This is a genomic window from Vibrio sp. RC2502, from assembly GCF_054850435.1.
Map to the genome: position 1 here is coordinate 419,687 of NZ_CM141453.1, position 26,816 is coordinate 446,502.

Here is a 26,816-nt window from a genome sequence, read left to right on the forward strand (position 1 = left end):
ACGTTGTTATGCATCAGATTTATAAACACTTAACGATGCTGACAGGGTAGCTTTTTCGTTTCCTGAGTATGTGCTTACCGATAGGTAAGACTTGGGTAACAAGTAAACTTTGAGAACAATTCCGTATTATGACTGAACAATATAATGCTGGTGCCATTGAAGTACTGAATGGCCTTGAGCCAGTACGTCGCCGACCAGGGATGTATACGGATACAGCGCGCCCAAACCACTTGGGCCAAGAAGTTATCGATAACAGTGTCGATGAAGCGCTAGCCGGACATGCCTCAAAAGTACAAGTCATCCTACATGCTGACCAATCACTAGAAGTGATCGATGATGGTCGAGGCATGCCTGTTGATATCCACCCTGAAGAGAAAGTATCTGGTGTTGAGCTGATCTTATGTAAGCTCCATGCGGGTGGTAAATTCTCCAACAAAAACTACCAGTTTTCAGGTGGTTTGCACGGTGTAGGTATCTCAGTAGTAAACGCGCTGTCTAAGCGAGTTGAAGTGACGGTACGTCGTGATGGTCAAGTGTACGAAATTGCTTTTGAGCACGGTGACAAAGTATCAGACCTTACTGTAACGGGCACATGTGGTCGCCGCAATCGCGGTACTAGCGTGCACTTTTGGCCGGATGCGAAGTATTTCGATTCAGCTAACTTCTCTGTAACTCGTTTGGTGAACAACCTACGAGCGAAAGCGGTACTTTGCCCAGGTCTAGAAATTACGTTTACCGATAAAGTAAACAACAAAGACTACCAGTGGTACTACGAAGATGGTTTGAAAGACTATCTAGCCGAAGGCGTAAAAGGTTACCCAGTACTACCAGAAGAACCGTTTACTGGGGAGTTTTCTGCAGACACAGAAGCAGCAAACTGGGCAGTAATCTGGCAGCCAGAAGGCGGCGAGATGATCACCGAAAGTTACGTGAACCTTATCCCAACAGCTCAGGGTGGTACACACGTAAATGGTCTTCGCCAAGGTTTGTTGGATGCGATGCGTGAGTTCTGTGAATTCCGCAACTTGCTACCACGTGGTGTGAAGCTAACGGGCGATGATGTTTTCGACCGTTGTTCGTACGTGTTGTCGGTTAAGATCCAAGATCCACAGTTTGCTGGTCAGACTAAAGAGCGTCTCTCTTCGCGTCAAACCGCTGCGTTTGTCTCTGGTGTGGTAAAAGATGCATTCAGTCTGTGGCTAAACGAAAAGCCTCAACTTGCAGAGCAACTAGCGGAAGTGTGTATTGCTAACGCGCACCGTCGTATGCGCGCAAGCAAGAAAGTCGTACGTAAGAAAGTCGCATCGGGTCCTGCCTTGCCAGGTAAGCTAACAGACTGTTCCGTACAAGACTTAAATCGCACCGAAATCTTCTTCGTGGAGGGTGACTCTGCGGGTGGCAGCGCGAAGCAAGCCCGAGATCGTGAATTCCAAGCGGTAATGCCACTGCGTGGTAAGATCCTAAACACATGGGAAGTCTCTGCCGATCAAGTTCTGGCGTCTCAAGAAGTGCATGACATCTCGGTTGCATTGGGTATCGACCCAGACAGCGACAACCTTGACAGCCTACGCTACGGTAAAATTTGTATTCTTGCCGATGCGGACTCGGACGGTCTTCACATCGCAACGCTATTGTGTGCTTTGTTTACTCGTCACTTCCGCGCGCTCGTTGAAGCGGGTCATATCTATGTAGCAATGCCGCCTCTGTATCGAATCGACTGTGGTAAAGAAGTCTTCTACGCCCTCGATGACGATGAAAAAGATGGCATTCTAGAACGTTTGTCGAAGAAGAAAGCCAAAATCAACGTACAACGATTCAAAGGTCTGGGTGAGATGAACCCAATTCAGCTACGCGAGACCACAATGGATCCGAACACGCGTCGTTTGGTTCAACTTACGATCGACGACTCTGAAGCCACTATGGAAATGATGGACATGCTGCTAGGTAAAAAACGCGCAGATGACCGTCGTTCTTGGCTACAAAACAACGGCGATTTGGCAGAGGTTTAACGGATGTCTACAGAAATTACCTACGATGGCGTTGAACAGTTGCCAATGCGCAAGTTCACTGAAGACGCTTATCTGAACTACTCGATGTACGTAATCATGGACCGTGCATTGCCATACATTGGCGATGGTTTAAAACCGGTTCAACGACGCATCATTTACGCGATGTCGGAGCTTGGTCTTTCGGCATCAGCAAAATACAAAAAGTCTGCACGTACCGTTGGTGACGTGTTAGGTAAATACCACCCGCACGGTGACTCTGCATGTTACGAAGCGATGGTATTAATGGCGCAACCATTCTCTTACCGTTACCCACTGGTTGATGGTCAGGGAAACTGGGGTGCTCCGGATGACCCGAAATCTTTCGCGGCAATGCGTTATACCGAAGCGAAACTGTCGAAGTTTGCAGAAGTATTGCTTGGTGAGTTAGGTCAGGGCACTGTGGAATGGCAACCAAACTTTGATGGCACGATGAAAGAGCCTCAAATGTTGCCAGCACGTCTACCTCATATCTTGTTGAATGGCGTAACGGGTATCGCGGTTGGTATGGCGACAGATATCCCACCTCACAACGTTCGTGAAGTGGCTGACGCAACTATCCATCTGATCGACAATCCGAAAGCAGAATTGCCTGAAGTTATGCAGTTTGTGAAAGGTCCAGATTATCCGACAGAAGCGGAGATTATTTCGCCTCAAGCGGAAATTGAAAAGATCTATCGCAACGGCCGTGGCAGCATCAAGATGCGTGCAGTATGGCATAAAGAAGGGTCAGACATCGTCATCACGTCGATTCCACATCAAGTGTCTGGCTCGAAGCTGCTTGAGCAGATCGCAAACCAAATGCGTGCGAAGAAGCTACCAATGGTAGAAGATCTTCGTGACGAATCGGATCATGAGAACCCAACTCGCATCGTAATCGTGCCACGTTCGAATCGCGTCGATTGCGATTTGCTGATGAACCACTTGTTTGCATCTACTGATCTAGAGCGTAGCTACCGTGTTAACTTGAACATGATTGGCTTGGATAACCGTCCTCAAGTGAAAGGTCTCGTACAGATCCTATCTGAGTGGATTGAGTTCCGCCGCAGTACCGTGCGTCGTCGTTTACAATACCGTTTAGACAAGGTGATGGCTCGTCTACACATCTTAGAAGGTTTGTTAGTTGCTTACCTCAACCTAGATGAAGTGATTGAGATCATTCGTACCGAAGACGATCCAAAAGCGGTGTTGATGGAACGCTTTGGTATCACCGATATTCAGGCCGATGCGATTCTGGATACCAAACTTCGTCATCTAGCGAAGCTAGAAGAGATGAAGATCCGTGGTGAACAAGACGAACTCGAGAAAGAGCGTGAGAAGCTAGAGCAGCTGCTTGGTTCTGAGCGTCGTCTGAACACACTGCTTAAGAAAGAAATTAAAGCCGACGCAGAGAAATACGGCGATGACCGTCGTTCTCCTTTAGTTGAACGTGCTGAAGCAAAAGCACTGACTGAGCGTGACCTAGTACCAAGTGAACCAATTACCGTTGTACTGTCTGAAAAAGGTTGGGTTCGTCATGCGAAAGGACACGATGTCGATGCGGAAAGCTTGAACTACAAATCAGGCGATAAATACTTGGCGCATGCGCGCGGTAAGAGCAGTCAGCCGGCGGTCTTCCTTGGCAGCGATGGTCGAAGTTACTCGCTTGAGTCGCACTCGTTGCCATCAGCACGTAGTCAAGGTGAGCCGATTACTGGTCGCTTGAATATCACGGCGGGTAGCAGTATTCGTCAGGTGATCATGAGCGAAGAAGATCAGCTATGGCTGGTGGGCTCCGATGCTGGTTACGGCTTTGTGTGTAAAGGCGCTGATTTGCTATCGAAGAACCGCAGCGGTAAAGCGTTGGTTACGTTGCCTGCAAATTCTGAAGTGATGACACCGAAAGAAGTCGGCGATCTGGATTCGGATGAGATTCTAGCGATTACCAACCAAGGGCGTATGTTGTTGTTCCCAATTAAAGACTTGCCGCAATTAGCGAAAGGTAAAGGTAACAAGATTATCAACATCCCAGCAGCTAAAGCGAAAGAGCGTGAAGAAGTGTTGTCCCACTTAATCGCGTTGCCGCAAGGTGCTTCTTTAACCTTGTACGCTGGTAAGCGCAAACTAGGTTTGAAACCTGCTGATCTTGAGAACTTCCGTGGTGAGCGTGGTCGCCGAGGTAGTCTGCTGCCAAGAGGCTTACAGAGAGTGACGCGAATTGACGTTGAGCTTGGTGAGTCGAGCAGCACTGAAGAATCGATCGAAAGCGAATAAAACGAATAGAAACAAAAATCCCAGCCATTGGCTGGGATTTTTTTATGCTTCTTGTTTGTCTTCGGCGATGGTGACTTTTAGAGTCATTTCCTTGCCTTTACGAATGATACCAACGTCGACAGAAGTGCCTGGGCGTAAATCCGTGACGATATCCATCACGCTTTGACGGCCCTGAACTTTATTGCCATCGATACTGATAATGATGTCTTGTTTTTCAAAGCCTGCGGCACTTGCTGGACCATTTGGGTCGATACCTAAAACAACGATACCGCCAATGTGCTCGTTTCCTAGTAAACGGGCCGTCACTGCATTGATGTCTTGCCCATCAATACCGATGTAGCCGCGAATCACACGACCATCAGCGATGATTTTCTGCATAATTTTGCTGGCGAGTGGGGCAGGGATTGCAAATGAGATACCGTAGGTTTCGAGATCGGTTGCCTGCTGGAAAGATGCGGTGTTGATGCCTACCAATTCACCTTGAGTATTCACCAATGCGCCGCCCGAGTTACCTTCATTGATTGCAGCATCAGTTTGGATGAAGGCTTGACGACCATCGCTAATAGAAGAGCGACCTGTCGCGGAAATAATGCCGAAGGTCGTGGTTTGCCCTAAGTTGTATGGGTTACCAATCGCTAAAACGACATCACCAACCTGAGGTTTGTATTCGGAATTCAATGGGATGACAGGTAGGTTAGAACCTTCAACTCGTAAAACGGCAATGTCCGTGCGTTTGTCGGTGCCAACAAGTTGAGCAGCAGCAGCTCGACCATCTTGCAATGCAACAACGACTTGGTCTGCTTGAGCTACCACGTGATAGTTGGTAATGATATAACCTTTTTCGCTGACGATAACCCCAGAACCCAGCCCTTGTGTCGAGAGTTTACTGCGATCGTTTTCAACGTATTTTCGGCTGTAGATATTCACAACCGCTGGCGCCGCTCTTCTTACGGCTTGATTAAACGACAACTCAAGAGATGCGATATTTTTCGGTTGTTGGTCGAGCGCGACAGGAATAACGTTATTGCGCAATGATGGAACTGCGAGCAGTACAACGGCAGCGGTTGCTAAGCCTAAAAAGACAGAACGTAATAAAAAGCTAAGCATATCCTCTCCATGCATGAGCGCCAAAATGGCATAGAAAGGTGAAGAATAGCATTACATTGAAAAATAACAAAAGGGCAGTGCGTGATCGCACTGCCCTTTTAATAATCAGATTGATAGTAAGCTGAACTCTTCGAGCTTCATCACCAAGAGTGATGAATCAATCGTCTGGTTTTGCCCTGATTTTAGAGGCTAGAGACTATCGAATCACCAAGTAGATAGTACGTTCCCCACGTTGGATATTTAGCGCAAGCACACCTTTGTGTTTATCAACAATAGAGCGAAGCTCCGCAAGGTTTTTCACTCGTTGACGATTGACGCCAATAATGATGTCACCTTGTTTTAGCTGGTATTGCGCGGCAGGTGAATTCTCTGCAACACTGGAGACTTTTACCCCTTGGATGGCATCACTCGGTGTAGTGTTACTTAATTCTGCTCCTTTTAGGCCTTCATGCAACGTTTCCGCTTTGGCTTTCATGTTGGTGGACTCGCCAAGAGTCACGTCAAACGACTTGCTCTTACCATCACGAATAACGCCTAGCGTGATCTTCTTACCCGCTCCTAATGTGGCGACTTTAGCGCGCAACTCAGAGAAAGTGTCGATTGACTTACCGTTCACTGAGACAACCACATCACCGGCTTTTAGACCCGCTTTGTCCGCTGCGCTATCGGGCACGACTTGGCTGATGAATGCCCCTTTACTTGACTCGTAACCCAGTGCTTCTGCCAGCTCAGAGGTCACTTCACCACCTTGAACGCCCAACATGCCACGTTTTACTTCACCAAATTCTAAAATCTGCTCAGTGAGGTTTCTCATCATGTTCGATGGGATCGCAAAACCAATCCCGACGTTGCCGCCATTTGGTCCCAAAATGGCGGTGTTAATACCGATCAGCTCACCGTTAAGGTTTACCAGTGCACCGCCAGAGTTACCACTATTGATTGCGGCATCGGTTTGGATGAAGTTTTCGAAGTTCTCCACGTTTAAACCACTACGACCCAGAGCAGAAACGATACCCGAGGTGACGGTTTGGCCGAGACCAAATGGGTTGCCGATAGCAACAGTAAAGTCGCCGACGCGTAACTTGTCAGAGTCGGCAATCTTAATCTGAGTTAGATTTTTCGCTTTTTCTAATTTCAGCAATGCGACGTCTGCCATCTCATCACCACCAACGAGTTCTGCATCGTACTCGCGGCCGTCATAGAGGCGCACTCGAATTTCATCCGCGCCTTTGATCACATGATAGTTAGTGACGATGTGCCCTTTTTGGGCATCAATAATGACGCCAGAGCCCAATCCGCGGAATGGACGCTCTCGAGTTTGCTCCATCGGGAAGTCAGGGCCGAAGAAGAACTGAAATTGTTCCGGAATACGACTGGTTTGAACTTGTTTACCCTCAACCGCAATGCTCACGACTGCTGGGGTCACTTTTTCTAGCATCGGGGCTAGGCTTGGTAATTGCTGGCCATCAACACTTAGAGGCAGTGCTGCCGTGGCCGTTATCGGCGTGATAATGGAACTCAAACTTAAAGATAGAACGGTTAGCGCAAGCAATGGCTTTTTCATCCAGTAACTCCTCTTGAAACATGTCTGCCAAAAAGAAATATCCGCACTTTACACCAATAAGAATAAGCGTTTGGTCATCCATGACAGGGTACGTTTAGCCCAACCGATAGCGCATGCCATTATTCAAAGGCCGCAATAGATTGAAACGAATTGCCTGCATAGGTTTATGAACATCAACTTATCTTGATTGATATTTTTAATATAAGGTCTAGTTTGGATATTCAAAGGGTGACGGCAGTTCACATGCAAGTTAGAGAGGGATTGCTGCAGAAAAGTTCAAAAAGGGTCGATACAAATTACGATTTATATCGACCCAAAAGAAAGGAAAAGAGCAGGTTAAGAGGCTTTAGCCGTCACCACGTCGGGAGCGTTGATGATCTCTTTTTCTTGATCTTTCAAAAGACCGGTCGCGCCGTTGGCGTAGTCTTTTGGTTGTTCGTTGACCTCTGGTTGGTCTTCTTTGATTTGCTCTGAAGACATCGCCGTTTTCTTATCAAACGGGTTATCTTGTTCTGGCAAGTTAGGCAGAAGTTCTGAAGAGGTCTTCGCCATATGTTGGTAGAGTTTAGTGTAATCCTTACCCAGGGTATCCAACATTTCTGCGGTTTGTGCAAAATGATCTACGAGCTCTTGACGTTGTTGCTCTAGTTCAAACTTAGCCGCTTCAAGTTCTTTTTGCACAGACTTTTGTTTCTTGTATTCAGGGGTGGTTAGTCTACTAATGACTACGCCTACGATTGTACCGACCAGCAAACCCACAATGGCATAAATCCAAGGCATAACTGCTCCTTATAGTTGTTTTAACAAGTCTTTTACTACTTAGTTACACGCGGTGCTTGTCCATGTTACTATGGCTTTCACAGCCGATAAAGAAAAATAGCAGTATGTCTTCGGGGACTGATAACTACTTCTCTCTATTCTCAAAGTTGACCCCGAGGTGACCATTTTCTCTGTACCTCTAACACGACTTAATCTGATGACACCACTAAAACGATATCAAAAAGATATAGCAGAACATGGATTCCAGCGCGATGAAGCCCAGCATCAAGCCGTTGTCGCTTTAGACAAACTCTACCATGATATTGTTGAGTTTCAGTCTGCGCCGATCCCTCAACTTTCTAAATGGCAAAAGCTCATGGGTAAAAAGGTCGAGATGCCTCAACCCCCAAAAGGTTTGTACTTTTGGGGCGGGGTAGGCCGAGGTAAAACCTATTTAATGGACGCCTTTTTTGATGCCTTACCTACTGACAGAAAAATGCGCGTGCACTTTCACCGCTTTATGTATCGGGTACATGACGAGTTAAAGCGTTTGGGGGAGGTAGAAAATCCTCTCTCCAAAGTTGCCGACTTATTTAAACAAGAAGCAGATATTGTTTGTTTTGACGAGTTCTTTGTGTCTGACATAACTGATGCCATGATTCTTGCCACATTGTTGCAAGAAATGTTTAAGCGTCAGATGGTGCTGGTGGCGACGTCAAACATCGAACCACAAAATTTGTATCGTAATGGCTTACAGCGAGCTCGTTTCCTTCCTGCTATTGATATGATTTTGGCGCGTTGCCATGTACTAAATGTGGATAGTGGTGTCGATTATCGTCTGAGGACGTTGGAACAAGCCGAAATCTACCATTATCCATTGGATGAGCAGGCTTCTATTAATTTAAATACCTATTACCAGCAGCTTACGGCTGAGCGTAAAAGCGTTGCCCACAAAATCGACATTAATCATCGACAGATTAACGTGATTGAAGCCAGTGATGGGGTGTTACATGCTTCTTTTGAGCAGTTGTGCCAAACCGCTCGAAGTCAAAACGATTACATTGAACTCTCACGTATTTATCACACGGTTTTACTGGCCGATGTTCGTCAGATGAATCGTAAAATTGATGATGCTGCGAGGCGTTTTATTGCTTTAGTCGACGAGTTTTATGAGCGCAACGTAAAACTGATTATTTCAGCGGAAGTCGAGATGGATGCCTTATATACCGAAGGACAACTGGAATTTGAGTTCAAGCGTTGTGTATCGCGTTTAACCGAGATGCAGAGTCATGAGTACCTTGCTCGCGAGCATTTGGCGTAAATTTGATTGCCTCTTTAAAAAGTGAAGAAAAAATTAGTGATTTGGCGCAAAAAAAGGTGATTTTTTCTTCGCTCTTCTCTATAATCCTGCGACCCACCGTTACTGCAGACCGGATTATCGAAGTTATTTCGAAATAGATGGTCGAGAGTACCAACGACTCGAAGGGGTGATGACTGGGCTCTTAGACAGTGTGGGAGCACCAAACGGGTGTTCCTTTAAAGTTTAAATTTTAATTAACGGGTTATTATTAGCATGAAAACTTTCGTTGCTAAACCAGAAACTGTAAAACGCGACTGGTACGTTGTAGACGCTGAAGGTAAAACTCTTGGCCGTCTAGCAAGTGAAATTGCATCTCGCCTACGTGGCAAACATAAAGCTGAATACACTCCTCACGTTGACGCTGGTGACTACATCATCGTTATCAACGCTGAGAAAGTTGCTGTAACTGGTAACAAAGCTAAAGACAAAGTGTACTACCGTCACTCTGAGTTCCCAGGTGGTCTAAAATCTATCACTTTTGAAAAGCTGATCGATCGTAAACCTGAGATGGTTCTTGAGCTAGCAGTTAAAGGCATGCTTCCACGTGGTCCTCTAGGCCGTGCTATGTACCGTAAGCTTAAAGTTTACGCAGGCGCTGAGCACAACCATGTTGCTCAACAACCACAAGTACTAGACATCTAATTGGGGATTTCGAAAATGGCAGAGAATCAATACTACGGCACTGGCCGTCGCAAAAGCTCAGCTGCACGTGTTTTTATTAAACCAGGCAGCGGCAACATTGTAGTAAACAAGCGTAGCCTTGATGAATACTTCGGTCGTCCAACTTCTCGCATGGTTGTTAAACAACCTCTAGAGCTAGTTGAACTAACTGAGAAGCTAGACCTTTACGTTACAGTTAAAGGCGGCGGTATTTCTGGTCAAGCTGGTGCTATCCGTCACGGTATCACTCGCGCGCTTATGGAATACGATGAGTCTCTACGTCCTGCTCTACGTGCAGCTGGTTACGTTACTCGTGACGCTCGTTGCGTTGAACGTAAGAAAGTTGGTCTACGTAAAGCACGTCGTCGTCCACAGTTCTCTAAGCGTTAATTTCCTTTTACCGGAAATTATGCTTTCCAGAATTATTCTGGGACTGTGCACCAAAAGCTCGGCTATATGCCGAGCTTTTTGTTTTTTATTGTCAGATAAAACATCCGTTCTCTCTGGTTATCTCAGAACACTTCCCCTTAATATCCACGCAACATTTTACGAAGGTTTTATCGCAATATTTACGCTTTACCTGTGCTACAAAAGTTTAAATTTACGTGTTAGTGATTTTTGTCACTTATTGAAAACTTATTCGGTGTAATTCTCTGAAAACAACCAAAATAAAAGGCATGTGAGGCTTAATTTTGTTGTTCTTCATTTCGCTTTCTTGTTACAAATCACATCAATTTTTTATAATTCTGCCGCTTTTGTGACGACGCGAGCGATTTGCCTCACAAATGTTACAAAAAGGTAGCTTTATCTTGTCAAAAAGTAGGGTTTTCTTTATCATTTCTCCCCAATAATTAGAACTAAATTCATTATTTGTTAGCCATGCTCTTATAAGCGGAATAATAACGATCCAAAGGGAGCAAATGGGAGAATGTTTGGATGAGCAACGCGCCTTTAAATAACGGTCGCAGGCGTTTTCTAACCGCTACAACGGCAGTTGTTGGTGGGTTAGGGGCAGTCGCCGTCGCCGTGCCTTTTATTAAATCATGGAATCCGAGTGCTAAAGCCAAAGCGGCGGGTGCACCGGTGGAAGTGGATATAAGTAAAATTGAACCAGGTCAGCTGGTACGTGTTGAGTGGCAGGGGAAACCTGTATGGATTGTTCGCCGTACTCAAAGCGTTCTGGATAACCTAAAAACGATCAGTGATAAGCTTCGTGATCCACAATCTGAAATGGAACAGCAGCCAGAGTACGCTCAGAATGAGTTTCGCTCGATTAAAGAAGAGTACTTTGTTGCCGTTGGTTTCTGTACTCACCTTGGTTGTTCACCTACCTACCTACCAGACTCTTTCTCAGAGCAGGTGCAGGGTGTAAGGTCCGGCTTCTTCTGCCCTTGTCATGGTTCTAAGTTCGATATGGCAGGCCGAGTATTCCAAGGGGTACCTGCTCCATTGAACCTTGTCGTTCCTAAACACATGTATTTGAGCGACACCAAGCTCATTGTGGGTGTTGATGAGGGGGATGCATAATGCAAGCACTATTAGACTGGGTAGAAAAGCGTATTCCAGCAATGAATGCTTATAAAAAGCATTTATCTGAATACCCAATGCCGAAGAACTTCAACTTTTGGTATCTTTTTGGTTCTCTGGCGATGCTGGTTCTTGTTAACCAAATCCTAACGGGTATTTGGCTAACGATGAACTACGTTCCTTCTGGTGAAGGTGCGTTTGCATCTATCGAATACATCATGCGTGACGTTGAGTACGGTTGGCTTCTGCGTTACATGCACTCAACTGGCGCATCAGCGTTTTTCGTTGTTGTATACCTGCACATGTTCCGTGGTCTGATCTACGGTTCGTACCAAAAGCCTCGTGAACTACTGTGGATCTTCGGTATGTTGATCTTCCTAGTTCTAATGGCTGAAGCATTCATGGGTTACCTACTACCATGGGGTCAGATGTCATACTGGGGCGCTCAGGTAATCATTTCTCTGTTTGGTGCAATCCCTGTTATCGGTGATGACTTAACGCTTTGGATTCGTGGTGACTACATCATCTCAGGTGCAACGTTGAACCGTTTCTTCGCACTACACGTAATCGCGCTGCCTATCGTACTACTTCTACTTATCGTGCTTCACGTGTTGGCACTGCACGAAGTGGGCTCTAACAACCCTGACGGTATCGAAACGAAGTTACCAAAAGGTTCAATGGGCGATGATTACAAAACGCAGTTCAAGTTCCACGATTACTACACGAAGAAATACGATATTATTGACTCTATTCCTTTCCATCCATATGGCACGGTTAAGGATTTGGTTGGTGTCGCTGGCTTCTTGTTCTTCTTCTGTTATGTGTTGTTCTTTAACCCAGAAATGGGTGGATACTTCCTTGAGCCGCCTAACTTTGAAGCTGCAAACCCATTGAAGACGCCTGAACACATCGCTCCGGTATGGTACTTCACTCCGTTTTACGCAATCTTGCGTGCGGTTCCAGACAAGCTATTGGGTGTAATCCTAATGGGTGCGTCTATCGCTGTACTGTTTGTTCTACCTTGGTTGGATCGCTGTAAAGTACGTTCGTACCGTTACCGTAGCAAAATCCACCTATTGAATATTGTTCAGTTCACTATCGCCTTTATCGCTCTGGGCATTTTAGGTGCGTTGCCTGCAACACCGACGTACACACTACTATCTCAGATCTTTAGCTTGTGTTACTTCATGTTCTTTGTACTGCTGTTCTTCTACAGCAAAAATGAAGCAACCAAACCATTACCAGAGAGGGTGACATTCAAATGAAGAAGTGGATTGTAATTCTATTTGCTATGTTGCCATCTCTTGCGATGGCAGCAGGGGCCAACGTTCCGCTTGATAAAGCAAACGTGGACCTAACGGATAAAGCTTCGCTACAAAATGGCGCGAAGTTGTTCATGAACTACTGTTTTGCTTGTCACTCTACGCAATACCAGCGTTATGAGCGTGTAGCAACAGACTTAGATATTCCAGCTGACCTAATGAAGGAAAATCTGATTTTCAACCCTGAAGCGAAAATCGGTGACCTCATGGTTAATGCTATGCCACCGAAGCAGGCGGCAAACTGGTTTGGTGCTCCACCACCGGATCTAACTTTGGTAGCCCGAGTGCGTGGTGCGGATTGGTTGTACACATACTTACGCTCTTTCTATGTTGATCCATCTCGTCCATTTGGCGTGAACAACATCGTATTCCCAAGTGTTGGTATGCCGCACGTTCTTGAAGAACTGCAAGGTATTCCAACGCCAGTGTACGGCACTAAGATGGTTGATGGTGAAGAAGTCAAAGTGGTTGTTGGTACTGAGACAAACGGTACTGGCGAATTAAGCGAAGGCGAATATGACAAAGCGGTTGGTGACTTGGTGAACTTCTTGGTTTACGCCGGCGACCCAGTTCAACTTGAGCGTCATGCTTTGGGTTGGTGGGTAATGGGTTTCCTAGTTCTACTAACGATTGTTGTCGTGATGCTTAAGAAAGAGTATTGGCGTGATGTGCATTAATTGTGCTATCATACCGTGCTAATTCCCAATTTTAATTGATGGATAATGGAGGCTTAGCCTCCATTATTTTTATTTGTAAGTGTACTGGAGGGCTCCATGGCTGTAGCTGCCAATAAACGTTCTGTGATGACTCTTTTCTCAAGTGCATCAGATTTGTATAGCCATCAGGTTCGCATCGTACTAGCTGAAAAAGGCGTAAGTGTTGAAGTTGAGCTTGTTGATGAAGCTAATCTTCCTGCTGAGCTTGTTGAGCTAAACCCATATAAATCAGTGCCAACTCTTGTTGACCGTGAGCTAGCTCTTTACGATTCAAAAATCATCATGGAGTACTTGGACGAGCGTTTCCCTCATCCACCTCTAATGCCGGTTTACCCAGTTGCTCGTGGTAACAGCCGTTTGATGATGTACCGTATTGAACGTAACTGGTACTCACTAGCTGAAAAAATTGTTAAAGGTAATGCAGAAGAGTCAGAAAAAGCGCGTACGAAACTTCGTAACGATCTACTGACTCTAGCGCCAATTTTTGCTGAATACGAATACTTTATGAGTGAAGAATTCAGCCTAATCGATTGTTACCTAGCTCCACTATTGTGGCGCCTACCTCAACTTGGTATTGACCTAGTTGGCCCAGGCTCAAAAGAAATCAAGGTATACATGAACCGCGTATTTGAGCGTGATTCATTCCTTGCTTCTTTAACTGAAGCTGAACGTGAAATGCGTCTAGTTCGCTAAGCGATTTAGAGACGTTATGGATATTGCAAAAATGACTGCTCGCCGTCCGTATATGCTTCGCGCATTTTACGATTGGCTAGTAGACAATGACTTAACTCCCCACTTGGTTGTTGATGCAACTATGCCGGGTGTGCGTGTGCCTGTTGAGTTTGTTCAAGATGGTCAGATTATCTTGAATATTGCTCCTCGTGCCGTTGGTAACTTAGAGTTGGGTAATGATGCGATTACCTTCCATGCTCGTTTTAGTGGCCGACCACACTCAGTGATCGTGCCAGTGTATGCGGTTCAAGCGATTTATGCTCGTGAAAACGGTGCTGGAACAATGTTTGAACCAGAAGAAGCGTACACGCACATCGAAGAAGAAACGATTGAAGAAGAAGATTTGTCACCATCTTTTAAGGCGGTGACGGAAGAAACTTCTGAGGAGATTGGTGCAGAATCCCAAGAGGAAGAAGCTCCTCGTCCTAAAGGTCGACCAAGCTTAAGAGTGATTAAGTAAATAAAAAGCAGCGTTAACGCTGCTTTTTTTATACTTCGGTTTCAAGTTTTTCAATATCGTTTAGTCACTAATGGTAAACGTCTCGACATCTGGATCACTATCATCTTGTGTCTGTGTCTGTGTCTGTGTCTGTGTCTGTGTCTGTGTCTGTGTCTGTGTCTGTGTTTGTGTCTGTGTTGTCACACCGTCGCTAGGTAAATCGACTTTAACTGGTTCTGCGTCTCCGTATTGGAACCCTTTGATCACCTGTTTTACGCCAGAGATATTGCGCGAAATCTCCGTCGCGCGTTCACCTTGCTGAGCGGTTACATAGCCAAACAAAAATACGTCACCATCCTCTGTAATGACTTTGACTTTCACGCCATTGAGGTCCGAGTCGGTTAATAGAGCCGATTTTACCTTGGTTGTGATCCAGCTGTCGTTGCTGATTTGCGTCACGCTCAATGGCTCTTTAGCCTTAATTTGGTTATGAATGGTTTTGACGCCATCAATGGCTCTAGCTCGTTGCTCAATTTGATTAATCAAATCTTGAGTTGGAGCTTGGCCCATTAAAACAACCGTACCATTGTACGAGCTCGCAACAACTCGAACATGCCCTTTAAATGGTTCTTTATTACCGATCGCTGCGACTTCAAATTCAATATTGTTGTCTTGCCAGATCTGCTTCGTGGTGCGAGTATCTGTCACAATATTTGCCGTGGTGGCAGCTCCAGCAATGAACAGTCCTGCACATCCGCTCAAGCTTAAGATGGTACATAAAATGACAAGGCTACGTATCATAATGCTGATTCTCAAATCTGTTATTCTTCATGAGCAGGGAAAAGTACTTGGTCAATCAAATCGCATAAGCAGTGAAGAGTGACCATATGCACTTCGTGAATGCGAGCCGTGCGATGGGATGGAATGCGAATTTCTACATCGTTTTCGCCCAGTAATCCTGCCATTTCACCACCATCTTTACCTGTTAGGGCGATAATGGTCATGTCGCGAGTTACAGCCGCCTCCATCGCTTTGATGATGTTTTTGCTGTTGCCACTGGTAGAAAGCGCCAAAAGAATATCGCCTGGTTGGCCAAATGCACGAACTTGCTTAGAGAAAATCTCTTGATAGTGGTAGTCGTTTGCAACTGCCGTTAGTGTGGTGTTGTCCGCAGTCAGCGCCATAGCGGGAAGGCTAGGGCGTTCGGTCTCAAAGCGATTTAAAAGACAAGAAACAAACTGTTGTGCATTTGAGGCGCTGCCACCGTTGCCGCAGCAAAGAATTTTGTTGCCATTCAGCAAGCTCGAAACCATGGCTTGAGCGGCGTGCGTGATCGCATCAGGCAGAGCTTCTGCGGCTGCGATTTGAATTTGAATACTTTCTGTAAAGCTATCTTTAATGCTGTCTAGCATCGCTTATCCTTCAGATATTGCATTTTGTATCCAGTTGATGTCGCGACCACTGTCATGAATGGCGATGACATCGAACCGATAATCTATGGTGTTCATTGTGCGTTGTTGGCTGAGCCAAACTTGTGCTGTTTTGATCAGTTTGCGCATTTTAGCGTTTGTGACCATTTCAGCCGCTGAGCCAAAATGATCGTTCTTACGATATTTGACTTCAACAAAGACGATAGTTTCATCTTGTTGGAAGATTAAATCAATTTCGCCGAACTTTGTCAGATAATTTTGATCTAAAAAACGCAAACCCTGACGCTGCAGATACTGCTTCGCCAGGGTCTCGTACTGATTACCTATTTGACGCTTACTAAAGAGCCCCACGCTCAGCCCAGCTCAATTCGCGTTGTACAACACAGTTGTTGTCAATGCTTAACGTACCAGTTTGGCCGCTTACTGAGTAACCTGGTACCACTTTCATTTGTGGCAATTCACCGATCAGTTTGTAGGCATCCATCCCTAGAGCTTTTAAGCGTTTTTCCATGTTGGATTGATCTGCCCATAGCTCATTCATTTCAGCTGTCACGATTGGGTCTGGGTTTACTAACAGCGGAATGTCACTGTAGATAATGCCTGTTAAGTCTTCGTACGTCGCACCACCGCTGTTGCTACGAGAGTTCGAGAACAATTTTGGTGGCTTCGCATCTGGGTTAATTGCGACCTCAATGAATGGTTTGATAAGTGTTAGTTCAGAGCTACGAGCGACAATGTAAACTGCGTCCACATCACGACGACTGCGTGGCTGTGTTTCCAACTTAATGCGCATGAGCGATTGCATCTGTGCGATACGCTGTTTGCTCTCTTGTAATCCAAAGACGTCGTTAATGTCTTTTTGTAGCTGGCGCTTATCACCAAAGTAGCTTGTTGCGACTTTGTTTGAGCTGTACTTGCTCCATTCTTCATTGAAAGCTTGCACAACACGCTCACCGTAGCTGCCTTTTGGCGCTAGGATCAGCGGGAAGTTATAGCCTTCGCTAAACAAGTATTTTGCAGCTTGAGCCACTTCTTGCTCTGGTGACAACGCTAGGTAGCAGATGTCGGTACCTGGCTGAACATCTTCAGGAATATTCAGCGCCAGTGCTGGAATGGCTGGACTGTTTGCTGAGCCATCCATTGTTGTTTGCAATAGTTCGACATTTTCTTTTTGCAGCGGGCCGACAACAAAATCGATGTTTTCGTTGATAAGACGTTGCTTCACTTCGTCAGCGCTGTACGCATTCGTATCAATGACGGTAAGCGTTGCGCTTGGATCGCGGTTTCTATCATTCATCATCGCGAATACAAAACCATCGCGGATCAATTGTGCCTGAGGCGCAAACTTACCTGTTAATGGTAACAACAATGCTGTGTTATTTGGTTTTACGATATCAAGTGACAGAATGTTTTGAATTTCTTCTGGTGTATAGATTGCCGCTGGGTGTGACGGGTTCTCGTTCAACCAACGCTCAAGGGTATTTTTTAACTGAGACAGATTGCCGGAGAGCGTTTTTGCGTAAACTGCTAATTGCAACCATCCGTCTAACACGTCTTCGCTGGGTTCAGTTTGTAGCGAAGTCAGTTCATATTCAGAGTAACTGCCAAAGTTCATCCAAATTCGGCTTGAGATTTCGCGTTGCTCTTCTGATGACGCGTATTGACTAAACGCTACCAGTTGGCGGTTGGCTTCAAACGGCTGATTTAGGCTTTGGTAAGCGTCGGCACGTAGAGAGTAGTAATCTTTCCACTGCTCATTTGGTAGTTTCCACCAAGGCTTAAAGTTGAGAAGTTGCAACAACTGAGAGTAATCGCCTTGCTTTTGCTGTATGGTCGCACGCGCCAGTTGCCACTCTGCCTGTTGAACTTCCGTCAATTGTTGGCGAGCCAGACGTTTTATCAGAAGGTCTGCTTGATCCAATTGGTTCGCTTGGATTGCGGCTTTGGTTGCCATGATCAACCAGTCGTTTTGTAAGCTGCCTTCCGTGCTATCAGCTTGAATCATGTAGTTCTGTACCGACTGGGTAGGCTCAAGTGTGACATCTACGCCATCAGGCTGTCTCGGGCCTGAAGAACAGGCGGCGAGCGTAATTGCTAGTGCAACAGGAGTGAGTATGCGTGGTACACTGAGTCTCTTATGGTTAATCATTGCCGTGAGTTCTCTATAATTTTGTACAAAATTGTCTCTATATTAATCGTTGAAGTGATGGTAAACAAATGACAGATAAAAATAAGTTGCCGAATGAGGGGCCAACTCTCTACATCGTACCGACTCCAATCGGAAATTTAGCGGATATCACACAACGTGCTATCGAAGTTCTGTCGAACGTGGACATCATCGCTGCAGAGGATACCCGACATACGGGTAAATTACTGTCTCACTTCAATATCCAAACCAAAACTTTTGCGTTGCATGATCACAATGAGCAACAAAAAGCACAGGTTTTGGTCGAAAAGCTATTGTCAGGTCAGTCTATCGCCTTAGTGTCTGACGCTGGTACACCACTAATCAGCGATCCAGGATACCATCTGGTGACAAAATGTCGTCAAGCGGGCGTAAGAGTTGTGCCTCTTCCTGGTGCGTGTGCAGTTATCACTGCGTTAAGCGCGTCTGGATTGCCGTCAGATCGCTTTAGTTTTGAAGGCTTTCTACCGCCCAAAAGTAAAGGTCGTAAAGATAAATTCTTAGAGATCGCATCGGTAGAGCGCACATGCATTTTTTACGAGTCACCACACCGAATTTTAGACTCGTTACAAGATATGTTAGACGTTCTTGGCCCTGAGCGAGAAGTCGTTCTAGCAAGAGAACTCACTAAAACATTTGAAACCATCCAAGGCATGCCTTTGGGTGAACTCATTGAGTGGGTGAAAAGTGACGATAACCAGCAACGTGGTGAAATGGTGCTTTTGATCCATGGTCATCGTGAAACATCGGATGAGGCATTGCCCGATGAGGCTTTGCGTACTTTGGGTATTCTGACGAAAGAACTGCCTTTGAAGAAAGCGGCAGCGTTGGTGGCAGAAATCCACAATCTGAAGAAGAACGCTCTATACAAATGGGGTTTAGAAAACTTAGATTAAGGGCTGTTTAGATTGCATATTGCAAAGGGTTGATGTGAAAGCATCGACCCTTTTTTATTGTTTACCTTTTGCGTTTTGACTAAAAACTCATCACTCGGTGCATTCATTTCATCATATCTGTGATCTAACTAGACTCTGAAGTGAGAACTCTATACAATCCGCCCTCGGAGCTGACTGGGTAGTCGCTGCTTTGTTGATGTCCTTCGGGAGACTGACGTTGAGGTCCTTCGGGAAACTGACGTTGACGTCCTTCGGGAGACTGACAAAGGGGAGGAAAGTCCGGGCTTCATAGAGCAAGGTGCCAGGTAACGCCTGGGGGGCGCAAGCCTACGACAAGTGCAGCAGAGAGAAGACCGCCGATGGCCCGCAAGGGAACAGGTAAGGGTGAAAGGGTGCGGTAAGAGCGCACCGGACGACTAGTAATAGTTCGTAGCAGGGTAAACTCCACCTGAAGCAAGACCAAATAGGCCTCCACATTGCGTTGCTCGCGTAAGGAGGCGGGTAGGTTGCTCGAGCCAGTGAGTGATTGCTGGCCTAGACGAATGGCTACCGCCGCGCAAGCGGAACAGAACCCGGCTTATGTGTCGGCTCCACCTATTCGAGACCCATCTCTACTTCGGTAGCGATGGGTTTTTTGCATTTAATTGACGCAAACTATGTCATTACCAATAAACTTGGCGTAAATCACGTCTAACTTTAGACTTGTGGTGGCGATGATGTAGGAAATCAGTACACTAAAGAATCGCTTCAAGATCATTCAACGAGAAAGCTATGACCGAAACCTTCCAACATATTTCCGTGTTATTAAATGAATCCATTGATGGCTTGGCTATCAAACCAGATGGTATCTACATTGATGGAACATTTGGCCGAGGCGGTCACAGCCGTACAATTTTATCCAAACTAGGCCCAAATGGCCGACTGTACAGTATTGACCGTGACCCTCAAGCGATTGCGGAAGCAGGCAAAATTGACGACCCTCGTTTTACCATTATTCATGGCCCGTTTTCTGGCATGGCTCAATACGCAGAAGAGTATGACCTAGTTGGTAAAGTAGACGGTGTACTATTGGATCTTGGTGTGTCTTCGCCTCAGTTGGATGACGCAGAGCGTGGTTTCAGCTTTATGAAAGATGGCCCGCTAGATATGCGCATGGACCCAACTTCAGGCATCCCGGTTTCTCAATGGTTGATGGAAGCGGATCTGGATGACATCACTTGGGTGATTCGTGAATTCGGTGAAGACAAACACGCTCGTCGTATTGCTCGTGCGATTGTGGAATACCGTGAAAACGAAGAGAACGAGCCAATGGTTCGTACTGGTCAGTTGGCAAAACTGATCTCTGAAGCAGCACCAAAAAGTTTTAAAGAGAAAAAGCACCCAGCGACGCGTGCTTTCCAAGCGTTCCGTATTTACATCAACAGTGAGCTAGAAGAAATTGATACTGCGCTGAAAGGCGCGGCTCGTATTTTAGCTCCTGAAGGTCGTTTATCTGTCATCAGTTTCCATTCGTTGGAAGACCGCATGGTAAAACGCTTTATCCGCAAAGAAAGTAAAGGTCCTGAGGTTCCACATGGGATTCCTTTGACGGAAGCGCAAATCAAAGAGCTTGGCAGCGCAAACATGAAAACTGTTGGCAAAGCGATAAAACCGAGCAAACAAGAAATTGACATGAACCCTCGTTCGCGCAGTTCTGTGCTAAGAATTGCTGAAAAGCTTTAATTATTATGACGAAACCCACTCCCAACCTTGCTAAGTTGATCGCCACGGATTTAATTACCGTTGGTCGCTGGTCATTACTATTGTTGCTATTGATCATGGCATCAGCAATGGGAGTGGTATTTGCTACCCACCATGCGCGTCAAGCGATCACTGAAAAAGATCACACTCTGGTTGAGCGCGAGCGATTAGATAGCGAATGGCGCAACCTGATGTTGGAAGAAACCGCCTTAGCAGAACACAGTCGAGTGCAAGATCTTGCGAAAAAGGATCTTGAAATGAAACGACCTGACGGCGATAAAGAAGTGGTTATCACGCTAAAATGATAAGAAAGAAAACCAACGCTAAACAAGGAAATAAGCGTAAGTCTTCTGCGAAACCCAAAGCCGCAGTAAACGACACCAAAACCGCACCGAAAGCAGCGAAAGTAGAAGTAGAGTCATCATTTTTGATTCGCTGGCGCTTCCACTTATTGCTGTTTTTTGTTTTCTGCGCCTTTGCGCTTCTTGTCGCTCGTGTGGCCTACATTCAAATCATCGAGCCGGATAATCTCATTAAGCAGGGCGATCTACGTTCGATTCGTGTTAAGTCTATCCCGTCTGCACGAGGCATTATTTCTGATCGCAATGGCGAACCTTTAGCGGTGAGTGTGCCTGTTGAAGCGGTTTGGGCCGATCCAGCCACCATTTTTAAAGAAAATGCGCTAAGTCAGAAACAAAACTGGTATGCCTTAGCAGACGTGTTAGGTGTGGATCGCCAAGGCCTGATTGACAAAATCAAGCGCAACGAAAATCGTCGCTTTATTTACCTGCAGCGTCAGGTGAGCCCAGCAATGGCAAACTACATTCGTGAACTGAAGCTACCAGGTATTGGTCTTAAGTCGGAGTCTCGTCGTTATTACCCGGCTGGCGAAGTCAGTGCGCACCTTGTCGGTGTGACAGGCATTGACGGTCATGGCCTAGAGGGGGTTGAGCGCAGTTACGATGAATGGCTAACCGGTGAAGAAGGTAAAAAGACCATTCGTAAAGACCGCTATGGCCGTGTCGTTGAAAACATCGCTTGGCAAGACAAACAAGAAGGCAAGTCGTTGCAGCTGACCATTGATCAGCGTTTGCAGGCTATCGCTTACCGTGCCATCAAACAGGCGGTTGCCGATCACCGTGCAACCTCTGGCTCCGTGGTGATGCTGGATGTAAAAACGGGTGCCGTTTTGGCGATGGTTAATGCTCCGTCATACAACCCAAATAACCGCACGGATTGGCAAAGTTATAAGATGCGTAACCGTGTGATCACGGACTCAATGGAGCCCGGCTCGACCATTAAGCCTTTCGTTATTTTAGCCGCCTTAGAAAATGGAGTGGCGGATAAAGATACTATCGTTGATACCGGTAATGGCGTGCTTCGATTGGGCGGTAGCCGAGTCAGGGACGTTTCGTGGGTAGGCAAAGCTAGTCTGTCTATGATTCTGAAAAAATCGAGTAACATCGGTGTGACCAAACTTGCGATGCAAATGCCTGTTGAGGCGCTGCTTGGCTTGTACAGTTCGGTGGGTTTTGGGGAACTTTCTGGTTTGAACTTAGTTGGCGAAGTGACTGGTATCTTCCCAACTCGAACGCGTTGGTCTCCCATTGAACGTGCAACCATTGCGTTTGGTTATGGTCTGTCTATCACGCCGATTCAGCTTGCACATGCGTATGCAACGTTAGGGAACCTTGGCAAGTACGAGCCGATTCATATTATCGAGAGTAATGACCGTGATATGTCACGTCAGGTAGTAAGCAAGGAAAATGCGCGTCTTGTGCTTGATATGCTTGAGACCGTAACTCAAAAAGGCGGTTCGGCTCGTCGTGCAGCCGTTCCGGGGTATCGAGTCGGTGCTAAAACGGGTACGTCTCGAAAAGCATCGGCGGGTGGCTATAGTGATGAATACATCACTTATACCGCAGGTCTAGCACCTGTGAGCGACCCACGAATTGCGTTGGTGGTGATTGTGAATGAGCCGCAAGGTGATGATTACTATGGTGGTTCGGTCGCGTCCCCTGTCTTTTCTGAAATTATGAAAGGCGCACTGCAAATCCTGAACGTCGCACCTGATGAAAACAAATTCCAGCAGTAGGCGATGTAGCCTACTGCAAAGCACTTTAAGAAAACCTGAGCCAAAGCTCGGAGAACAATTATGACTAAAGCCATCAGTATGGACGCGCTGCTTTCCCCTTGGGTGGATTGCCCTAGTTTGGCGTCCGTTCTTGTTTCAGAACTAGAACTTGATAGTCGCAAAGTTCAACCAGGTACAACTTTTGTCGCTCTTGTCGGCCATGTGGTAGATGGACGTAAGTTCATTGTCTCTGCGATTGAAAAAGGCGCCAATGCGGTGATTGCCCAGGCTTGTGATGTGAAAGCACATGGCACAATCGACATCATCGATGATATTCCGGTGGTTTATCTCGATGCGCTTGATAAATGTTTATCTGAAATTGCCGGCCAGTTGTACACCTATCCTGATATGAAGTTGATTGGTGTGACAGGTACAAACGGTAAAACTACCATCACCCAGCTTATCGCGCAGTGGATTGGATTAGTTGGCTCAAAAGCAGCAGTGATGGGCACCACAGGTAATGGTTTCTTAGATGATTTAAAAGAAGCGGCGAACACCACAGGAAACGCAGTGGAAATCCAGCATACGCTGGCTTCTTTGGCCGAACAACAAGCGCAATATACGGCGTTAGAAGTGTCTTCTCATGGCTTGATCCAAGGCCGCGTTAAATCCCTTTCCTTTGCTGCTGGCGTATTTACCAACTTGAGCCGAGACCATCTTGATTATCACGGTACGATGGAAGAGTACGCCAATGCCAAACTAACGCTGTTTACCCAGCATCAATGTGATCAAGCAATCATCAATGTTGATGACGAAGTTGGCGCTGCGTGGGCGAAACAACTGACCAATGCGATTGCCGTTTCTCTTGATCCTACAACTGAGTTTGAACACGCGCTATGGGCGAGCCAAGTGGCTTATGCTGAATCCGGTATTACGATTCGTTTTGATGGTCAGTTTGGCGAAGGTACGCTGCATGCGCCGTTGATTGGTGAATTCAACGCAGCCAACTTAATGCTGGCATTTGCGACCTTATTGAGCCTTGGTTTTGATAAGAACGATTTGCTAGCGACGGCTGCTCAATTGCAGCCGGTGTTAGGCCGAATGGAGCTATTCCAAGCTGAGCATCGCGCCAAAGTTGTGGTCGATTACGCTCACACGCCAGATGCGCTTGAAAAAGCATTACAAGCACTGCGCGTGCATTGTGACGGACAGCTTTGGGCTATTTTCGGTTGTGGTGGCGATCGCGATGCAGGTAAGCGTCCGATGATGGCAGAAATCGCTGAGCGTTTGGGTGACAAAGTCGTCTTGACCGATGATAACCCGCGCAGTGAAGACCCTGTATTCATCGTCAAAGATATGCTTGCTGGCCTATCCAAACCAGCAGAAGCTATTGTTCAGCATGATCGCTTTAAAGCGCTTTCTTACGCGTTAGAAAACGCTGCGCCTCAAGACATTATCTTGCTGGCAGGTAAGGGCCACGAAGACTACCAAATTCGTAATGGCGAAACGATTCATTATTCCGACCGCGAATCCGCAATGCAGCTTTTAGGATTGTCCTCATGATCAAGGTTACTTTATCTCAAATTGCAGAAATCACTGGCGGAGCGTTATTCGGTAACGATCTGACTATCGACGCAGTGTCCACTGACACGCGAACGATCGACAATGGTGCGCTGTTTGTTGCGCTTGTCGGTGAACGATTCGATGCGCATAATTTTTGTCAGCAAGCATTTGAAGCGGGGGCTGGTGCCTTATTGGTTGAAAAGCGTCTTGATGTGAATGCGCCGCAAGTCGTGGTATCGGATACCAAAATCGCACTGGGCGAGTTAGCTTCTTGGGTGCACCATTCTTGCCAAACGCCTACCGTTGCGATAACTGGCAGTTGTGGAAAGACCACTGTGAAAGAGATGGTTGCCAGCATTCTTCAGCAAAAAGGCAACGTGTTGTTCACGGCAGGTAACTTCAATAATGATATTGGTGTTCCGCTGACCTTGCTGCGTTCTCAGCAAGATGACGATTACGCGGTGATTGAGCTAGGCGCAAACCATATTGGTGAAATTGCTTACACTACGCAGCTTGTGAAACCGGATATCGCGCTGGTAAACAATGTCGCGGCGGCGCATTTGGAAGGCTTTGGTTCTATTGAGGGTGTAAAACAAGCCAAAGGTGAAATCTATCAAGGGGTATCGGCTGGTGGCATAGCCATCGTCAATCTCGATAGTAACGGTGACGCGCTGTGGCAATCGGTTCTTGCAGATAAAAAAGTGATCACTTTCTCGCATAATAATTCGCAAGCGGACTTTTACGCATCGAACGTGACAATGAATGAGGAAGGTAAAGCGAGCTTTACTTTGCATATTTCATCAGATTCGCGAGAAATTGAACTGTCACTTGGTATTATTGGTCAACATAACGTTGCAAATGCCATTGCGGCCTCAATCATTGCGCTACACATGGGGGCAACTGTTGAAGAGATTCAGTTTGGTCTTTTAAACCTTAACAAAGTAAAAGGCCGAGTGGATGTGGAGCAACTCAGCTCGACGATCAAGTTGATCGATGACAGCTACAATGCAAGCGTACCTGCGATGAAAGCGGCGGTTGATTTGCTTGGGGCGTTTCGCGGTCAGCGCTGGTTGATTTTAGGCAATATGGCTGAATTGGGTGAGGAAAGTCTTGCACTTCACCGTCAAGTCGGGGAACATGCTGCCCCACAAAAATTTGAACATGTTCTCACATATGGTGCAGACGCAAAGATCATTAGCGAGCTTTGCCATGGCATTCACTTTGAGACACATCAAGAGATGATTGACTACATCAAGCAGCATCTAGACCAAACCGTTTCTGACCAACACACTATTTTGGTTAAAGGCGCGAACGGTGCACGTATGTTTGAAGTCGCTGCTGCTTTGAAGGAGTATTTTTAATGATTATTTGGCTTGCCGAGCTGCTACAGCCATACCTGTCTTTTTTCCGATTGTTTGAATACCTGTCTTTTCGAGCAATTCTCAGTGTACTTACTGCCCTAGGTCTTTCTCTTTGGATGGGACCTATCATGATCAAGCGTTTGCAAATGCTTCAAATTGGTCAGGTCGTGCGTAACGAAGGCCCTGAATCTCACTTTAGCAAGCGTGGTACTCCTACTATGGGCGGTATCATGATTTTGGCGGCTATTTCGATCACGATTCTATTGTGGACTGATTTATCCAACCCTTATGTTTGGGCGGTACTGACGGTGTTGCTAGGTTATGGCGCCGTTGGCTTTGTCGATGATTATCGTAAAGTGGTGCGTAAAAACACCGATGGTTTGATCGCGCGTTGGAAGTATTTCTGGCAGTCTTTGATCGCATTTGTTGTGGCATTTGCTCTATACGCTTATGGTAAAGACACAGCAGCGACGCAGCTTGTCGTGCCATTCTTTAAAGACGTGATGCCACAGCTTGGTCTGATGTACATCATTCTGACTTACTTCGTGATTGTTGGCACCAGTAATGCGGTAAACCTCACTGATGGTTTAGATGGTTTGGCTATCATGCCGACGGTACTGGTTGCTGCAGGTTTTGCCGTTATCGCTTGGGCGACAGGTAACGTTAACTTTTCTGAATATCTGCACATCCCATATCTACCGCACGCCTCTGAGCTTGTTGTGGTATGTACGGCGATTGTGGGCGCGGGTCTTGGATTCTTATGGTTCAACACCTATCCAGCGCAAGTATTTATGGGTGACGTAGGCTCTCTTGCGCTAGGTGGTGCACTAGGCACTATCGCTGTTTTGGTTCGTCAAGAATTAGTGCTGGTTATCATGGGCGGTGTGTTTGTAATGGAAACACTGTCTGTAATCCTCCAAGTCGGTTCATACAAGCTGCGCGGTCAACGCATTTTCCGCATGGCACCAATTCATCATCACTACGAATTAAAAGGTTGGCCAGAACCTCGTGTAATCGTGCGTTTCTGGATAATTTCTATGGTTCTTGTTCTGATTGGTCTTGCGACATTGAAAGTGCGTTAAA

The 26,816-nt window shown here is 46.3% G+C and carries 24 protein-coding genes and 1 other RNA gene; 18 read left to right on the top strand and 7 right to left on the bottom strand.

Features of this window, described 5'->3' with window-relative positions:
- The first annotated feature begins 128 nt into the window (after nucleotides 1-128).
- Entirely contained in the window at nucleotides 129-2,009 is a 1,881-nt protein-coding gene (parE, locus tag ACYJZR_RS02020) for a DNA topoisomerase IV subunit B (protein WP_005457157.1), read from the top strand.
- Between the two features lie 3 nt (nucleotides 2,010-2,012).
- Nucleotides 2,013-4,298, top strand: coding sequence for a DNA topoisomerase IV subunit A (gene parC / locus ACYJZR_RS02025; protein WP_024700365.1), 2,286 nt, complete (start codon nucleotides 2,013-2,015; stop codon nucleotides 4,296-4,298).
- Nucleotides 4,299-4,340: 42 nt separating this feature from the next.
- Here parC and degS read toward each other — a convergent pair whose 3' ends face one another.
- From degS to zapG, 3 genes are all read right to left on the bottom strand, one after another.
- Nucleotides 4,341-5,405: an outer membrane-stress sensor serine endopeptidase DegS gene (degS, locus tag ACYJZR_RS02030; RefSeq protein WP_005490480.1), complete on the bottom strand. Its 1,065-nt coding sequence runs from the start codon at nucleotides 5,403-5,405 to the stop codon at nucleotides 4,341-4,343.
- 196 nt (nucleotides 5,406-5,601) lie between these two features.
- Nucleotides 5,602-6,969, bottom strand: coding sequence for a Do family serine endopeptidase (locus ACYJZR_RS02035; protein ID WP_005457169.1), 1,368 nt, complete (start codon nucleotides 6,967-6,969; stop codon nucleotides 5,602-5,604).
- Between the two features lie 336 nt (nucleotides 6,970-7,305).
- Nucleotides 7,306-7,749 carry a Z-ring associated protein ZapG gene (gene zapG / locus ACYJZR_RS02040; protein WP_005457173.1) on the bottom strand — a complete coding sequence of 148 codons (444 nt, stop codon included), beginning with the start codon at nucleotides 7,747-7,749 and terminating at the stop codon, nucleotides 7,306-7,308.
- Nucleotides 7,750-7,945: 196 nt separating this feature from the next.
- Between zapG and zapE the strand changes: the two genes are divergently transcribed.
- The 8 genes from zapE to sspB all read left to right on the top strand — a co-directional run bounded on the left by zapE (nucleotide 7,946) and on the right by sspB (nucleotide 14,505).
- Nucleotides 7,946-9,049, top strand: coding sequence for a cell division protein ZapE (gene zapE / locus ACYJZR_RS02045; protein ID WP_017449190.1), 1,104 nt, complete (start codon nucleotides 7,946-7,948; stop codon nucleotides 9,047-9,049).
- A 252-nt stretch (nucleotides 9,050-9,301) separates the two neighbouring features.
- Nucleotides 9,302-9,730: a 50S ribosomal protein L13 gene (rplM, locus tag ACYJZR_RS02050; protein WP_005396465.1), complete on the top strand. Its 429-nt coding sequence runs from the start codon at nucleotides 9,302-9,304 to the stop codon at nucleotides 9,728-9,730.
- 15 nt (nucleotides 9,731-9,745) lie between these two features.
- Nucleotides 9,746-10,138 carry a 30S ribosomal protein S9 gene (rpsI, locus tag ACYJZR_RS02055; protein ID WP_005458217.1) on the top strand — a complete coding sequence of 131 codons (393 nt, stop codon included), beginning with the start codon at nucleotides 9,746-9,748 and terminating at the stop codon, nucleotides 10,136-10,138.
- 546 nt (nucleotides 10,139-10,684) lie between these two features.
- Nucleotides 10,685-11,275 carry a ubiquinol-cytochrome c reductase iron-sulfur subunit gene (gene petA, locus ACYJZR_RS02060; protein WP_005479718.1) on the top strand — a complete coding sequence of 197 codons (591 nt, stop codon included), beginning with the start codon at nucleotides 10,685-10,687 and terminating at the stop codon, nucleotides 11,273-11,275.
- A complete protein-coding gene (locus tag ACYJZR_RS02065; RefSeq protein WP_005479717.1) occupies nucleotides 11,275-12,540 on the top strand; it encodes a cytochrome b in 1,266 nt (421 codons plus the stop codon). The genes petA and ACYJZR_RS02065 overlap by 1 nt, the downstream gene beginning before the upstream one ends.
- On the top strand, nucleotides 12,537-13,274 hold the full coding sequence (locus tag ACYJZR_RS02070; protein WP_005479715.1) for a cytochrome c1: 738 nt from the start codon (nucleotides 12,537-12,539) through the stop codon (nucleotides 13,272-13,274). The genes ACYJZR_RS02065 and ACYJZR_RS02070 overlap by 4 nt, the downstream gene beginning before the upstream one ends.
- Before the next feature lie 96 nt (nucleotides 13,275-13,370).
- Complete coding sequence (gene sspA / locus ACYJZR_RS02075; protein WP_005458199.1) at nucleotides 13,371-14,006, top strand: stringent starvation protein SspA; 636 nt, start codon at nucleotides 13,371-13,373, stop codon at nucleotides 14,004-14,006.
- Nucleotides 14,007-14,022: 16 nt separating this feature from the next.
- Nucleotides 14,023-14,505, top strand: a complete 483-nt coding sequence (sspB, locus tag ACYJZR_RS02080) for a ClpXP protease specificity-enhancing factor (RefSeq protein ID WP_005458208.1) — start codon at nucleotides 14,023-14,025, stop codon at nucleotides 14,503-14,505.
- Nucleotides 14,506-14,565: 60 nt separating this feature from the next.
- On the opposite strand, the gene ACYJZR_RS02085 is transcribed toward sspB, so the two are convergent.
- From ACYJZR_RS02085 to ACYJZR_RS02100, 4 genes are read right to left on the bottom strand one after another with little or no spacing between them, the layout of a single operon-like run.
- Nucleotides 14,566-15,285 (bottom strand): BON domain-containing protein, encoded by a 720-nt coding sequence (locus tag ACYJZR_RS02085; RefSeq protein WP_109183583.1) that lies wholly within the window; start codon nucleotides 15,283-15,285, stop codon nucleotides 14,566-14,568.
- 20 nt (nucleotides 15,286-15,305) lie between these two features.
- Complete coding sequence (locus tag ACYJZR_RS02090) at nucleotides 15,306-15,896, bottom strand: phosphoheptose isomerase (RefSeq protein ID WP_005458175.1); 591 nt, start codon at nucleotides 15,894-15,896, stop codon at nucleotides 15,306-15,308.
- Nucleotides 15,897-15,899: 3 nt separating this feature from the next.
- On the bottom strand, nucleotides 15,900-16,265 hold the full coding sequence (locus ACYJZR_RS02095; RefSeq protein WP_005479720.1) for a YraN family protein: 366 nt from the start codon (nucleotides 16,263-16,265) through the stop codon (nucleotides 15,900-15,902).
- The gene (locus ACYJZR_RS02100) at nucleotides 16,252-18,063 is read right to left on the bottom strand and encodes a penicillin-binding protein activator (RefSeq protein ID WP_406966374.1); all 1,812 of its coding nucleotides are present in this window, start codon (nucleotides 18,061-18,063) and stop codon (nucleotides 16,252-16,254) included. Before ACYJZR_RS02100 ends, ACYJZR_RS02095 begins: the two co-directional genes overlap by 14 nt.
- 68 nt (nucleotides 18,064-18,131) lie before the next feature.
- Here ACYJZR_RS02100 and rsmI point away from each other — a divergent pair, with 68 nt between their 5' ends.
- The 8 genes from rsmI (at nucleotide 18,132) to mraY (ending at nucleotide 26,815) form a co-directional block, all read left to right on the top strand.
- Complete coding sequence (gene rsmI / locus ACYJZR_RS02105) at nucleotides 18,132-18,995, top strand: 16S rRNA (cytidine(1402)-2'-O)-methyltransferase (protein ID WP_005497083.1); 864 nt, start codon at nucleotides 18,132-18,134, stop codon at nucleotides 18,993-18,995.
- 166 nt (nucleotides 18,996-19,161) lie between these two features.
- Nucleotides 19,162-19,591, top strand: an RNA gene (rnpB, locus tag ACYJZR_RS02110) — RNase P RNA component class A.
- Between the two features lie 175 nt (nucleotides 19,592-19,766).
- On the top strand, nucleotides 19,767-20,717 hold the full coding sequence (gene rsmH, locus ACYJZR_RS02115; RefSeq protein WP_005458168.1) for a 16S rRNA (cytosine(1402)-N(4))-methyltransferase RsmH: 951 nt from the start codon (nucleotides 19,767-19,769) through the stop codon (nucleotides 20,715-20,717).
- Nucleotides 20,718-20,722: 5 nt separating this feature from the next.
- The gene (ftsL, locus tag ACYJZR_RS02120) at nucleotides 20,723-21,040 is read left to right on the top strand and encodes a cell division protein FtsL (RefSeq protein ID WP_005458197.1); all 318 of its coding nucleotides are present in this window, start codon (nucleotides 20,723-20,725) and stop codon (nucleotides 21,038-21,040) included.
- Nucleotides 21,037-22,830, top strand: coding sequence for a penicillin-binding transpeptidase domain-containing protein (locus ACYJZR_RS02125; protein WP_025588528.1), 1,794 nt, complete (start codon nucleotides 21,037-21,039; stop codon nucleotides 22,828-22,830). Before ftsL ends, ACYJZR_RS02125 begins: the two co-directional genes overlap by 4 nt.
- Nucleotides 22,831-22,890: 60 nt before the next feature.
- The gene (gene murE, locus ACYJZR_RS02130) at nucleotides 22,891-24,372 is read left to right on the top strand and encodes a UDP-N-acetylmuramoyl-L-alanyl-D-glutamate--2,6-diaminopimelate ligase (protein ID WP_406966373.1); all 1,482 of its coding nucleotides are present in this window, start codon (nucleotides 22,891-22,893) and stop codon (nucleotides 24,370-24,372) included.
- Entirely contained in the window at nucleotides 24,369-25,733 is a 1,365-nt protein-coding gene (locus tag ACYJZR_RS02135) for a UDP-N-acetylmuramoyl-tripeptide--D-alanyl-D-alanine ligase (protein WP_062851669.1), read from the top strand. The genes murE and ACYJZR_RS02135 overlap by 4 nt, the downstream gene beginning before the upstream one ends.
- The gene (gene mraY / locus ACYJZR_RS02140) at nucleotides 25,733-26,815 is read left to right on the top strand and encodes a phospho-N-acetylmuramoyl-pentapeptide-transferase (RefSeq protein ID WP_005458164.1); all 1,083 of its coding nucleotides are present in this window, start codon (nucleotides 25,733-25,735) and stop codon (nucleotides 26,813-26,815) included. Before ACYJZR_RS02135 ends, mraY begins: the two co-directional genes overlap by 1 nt.
- Nucleotide 26,816 lies beyond the last annotated feature (1 nt).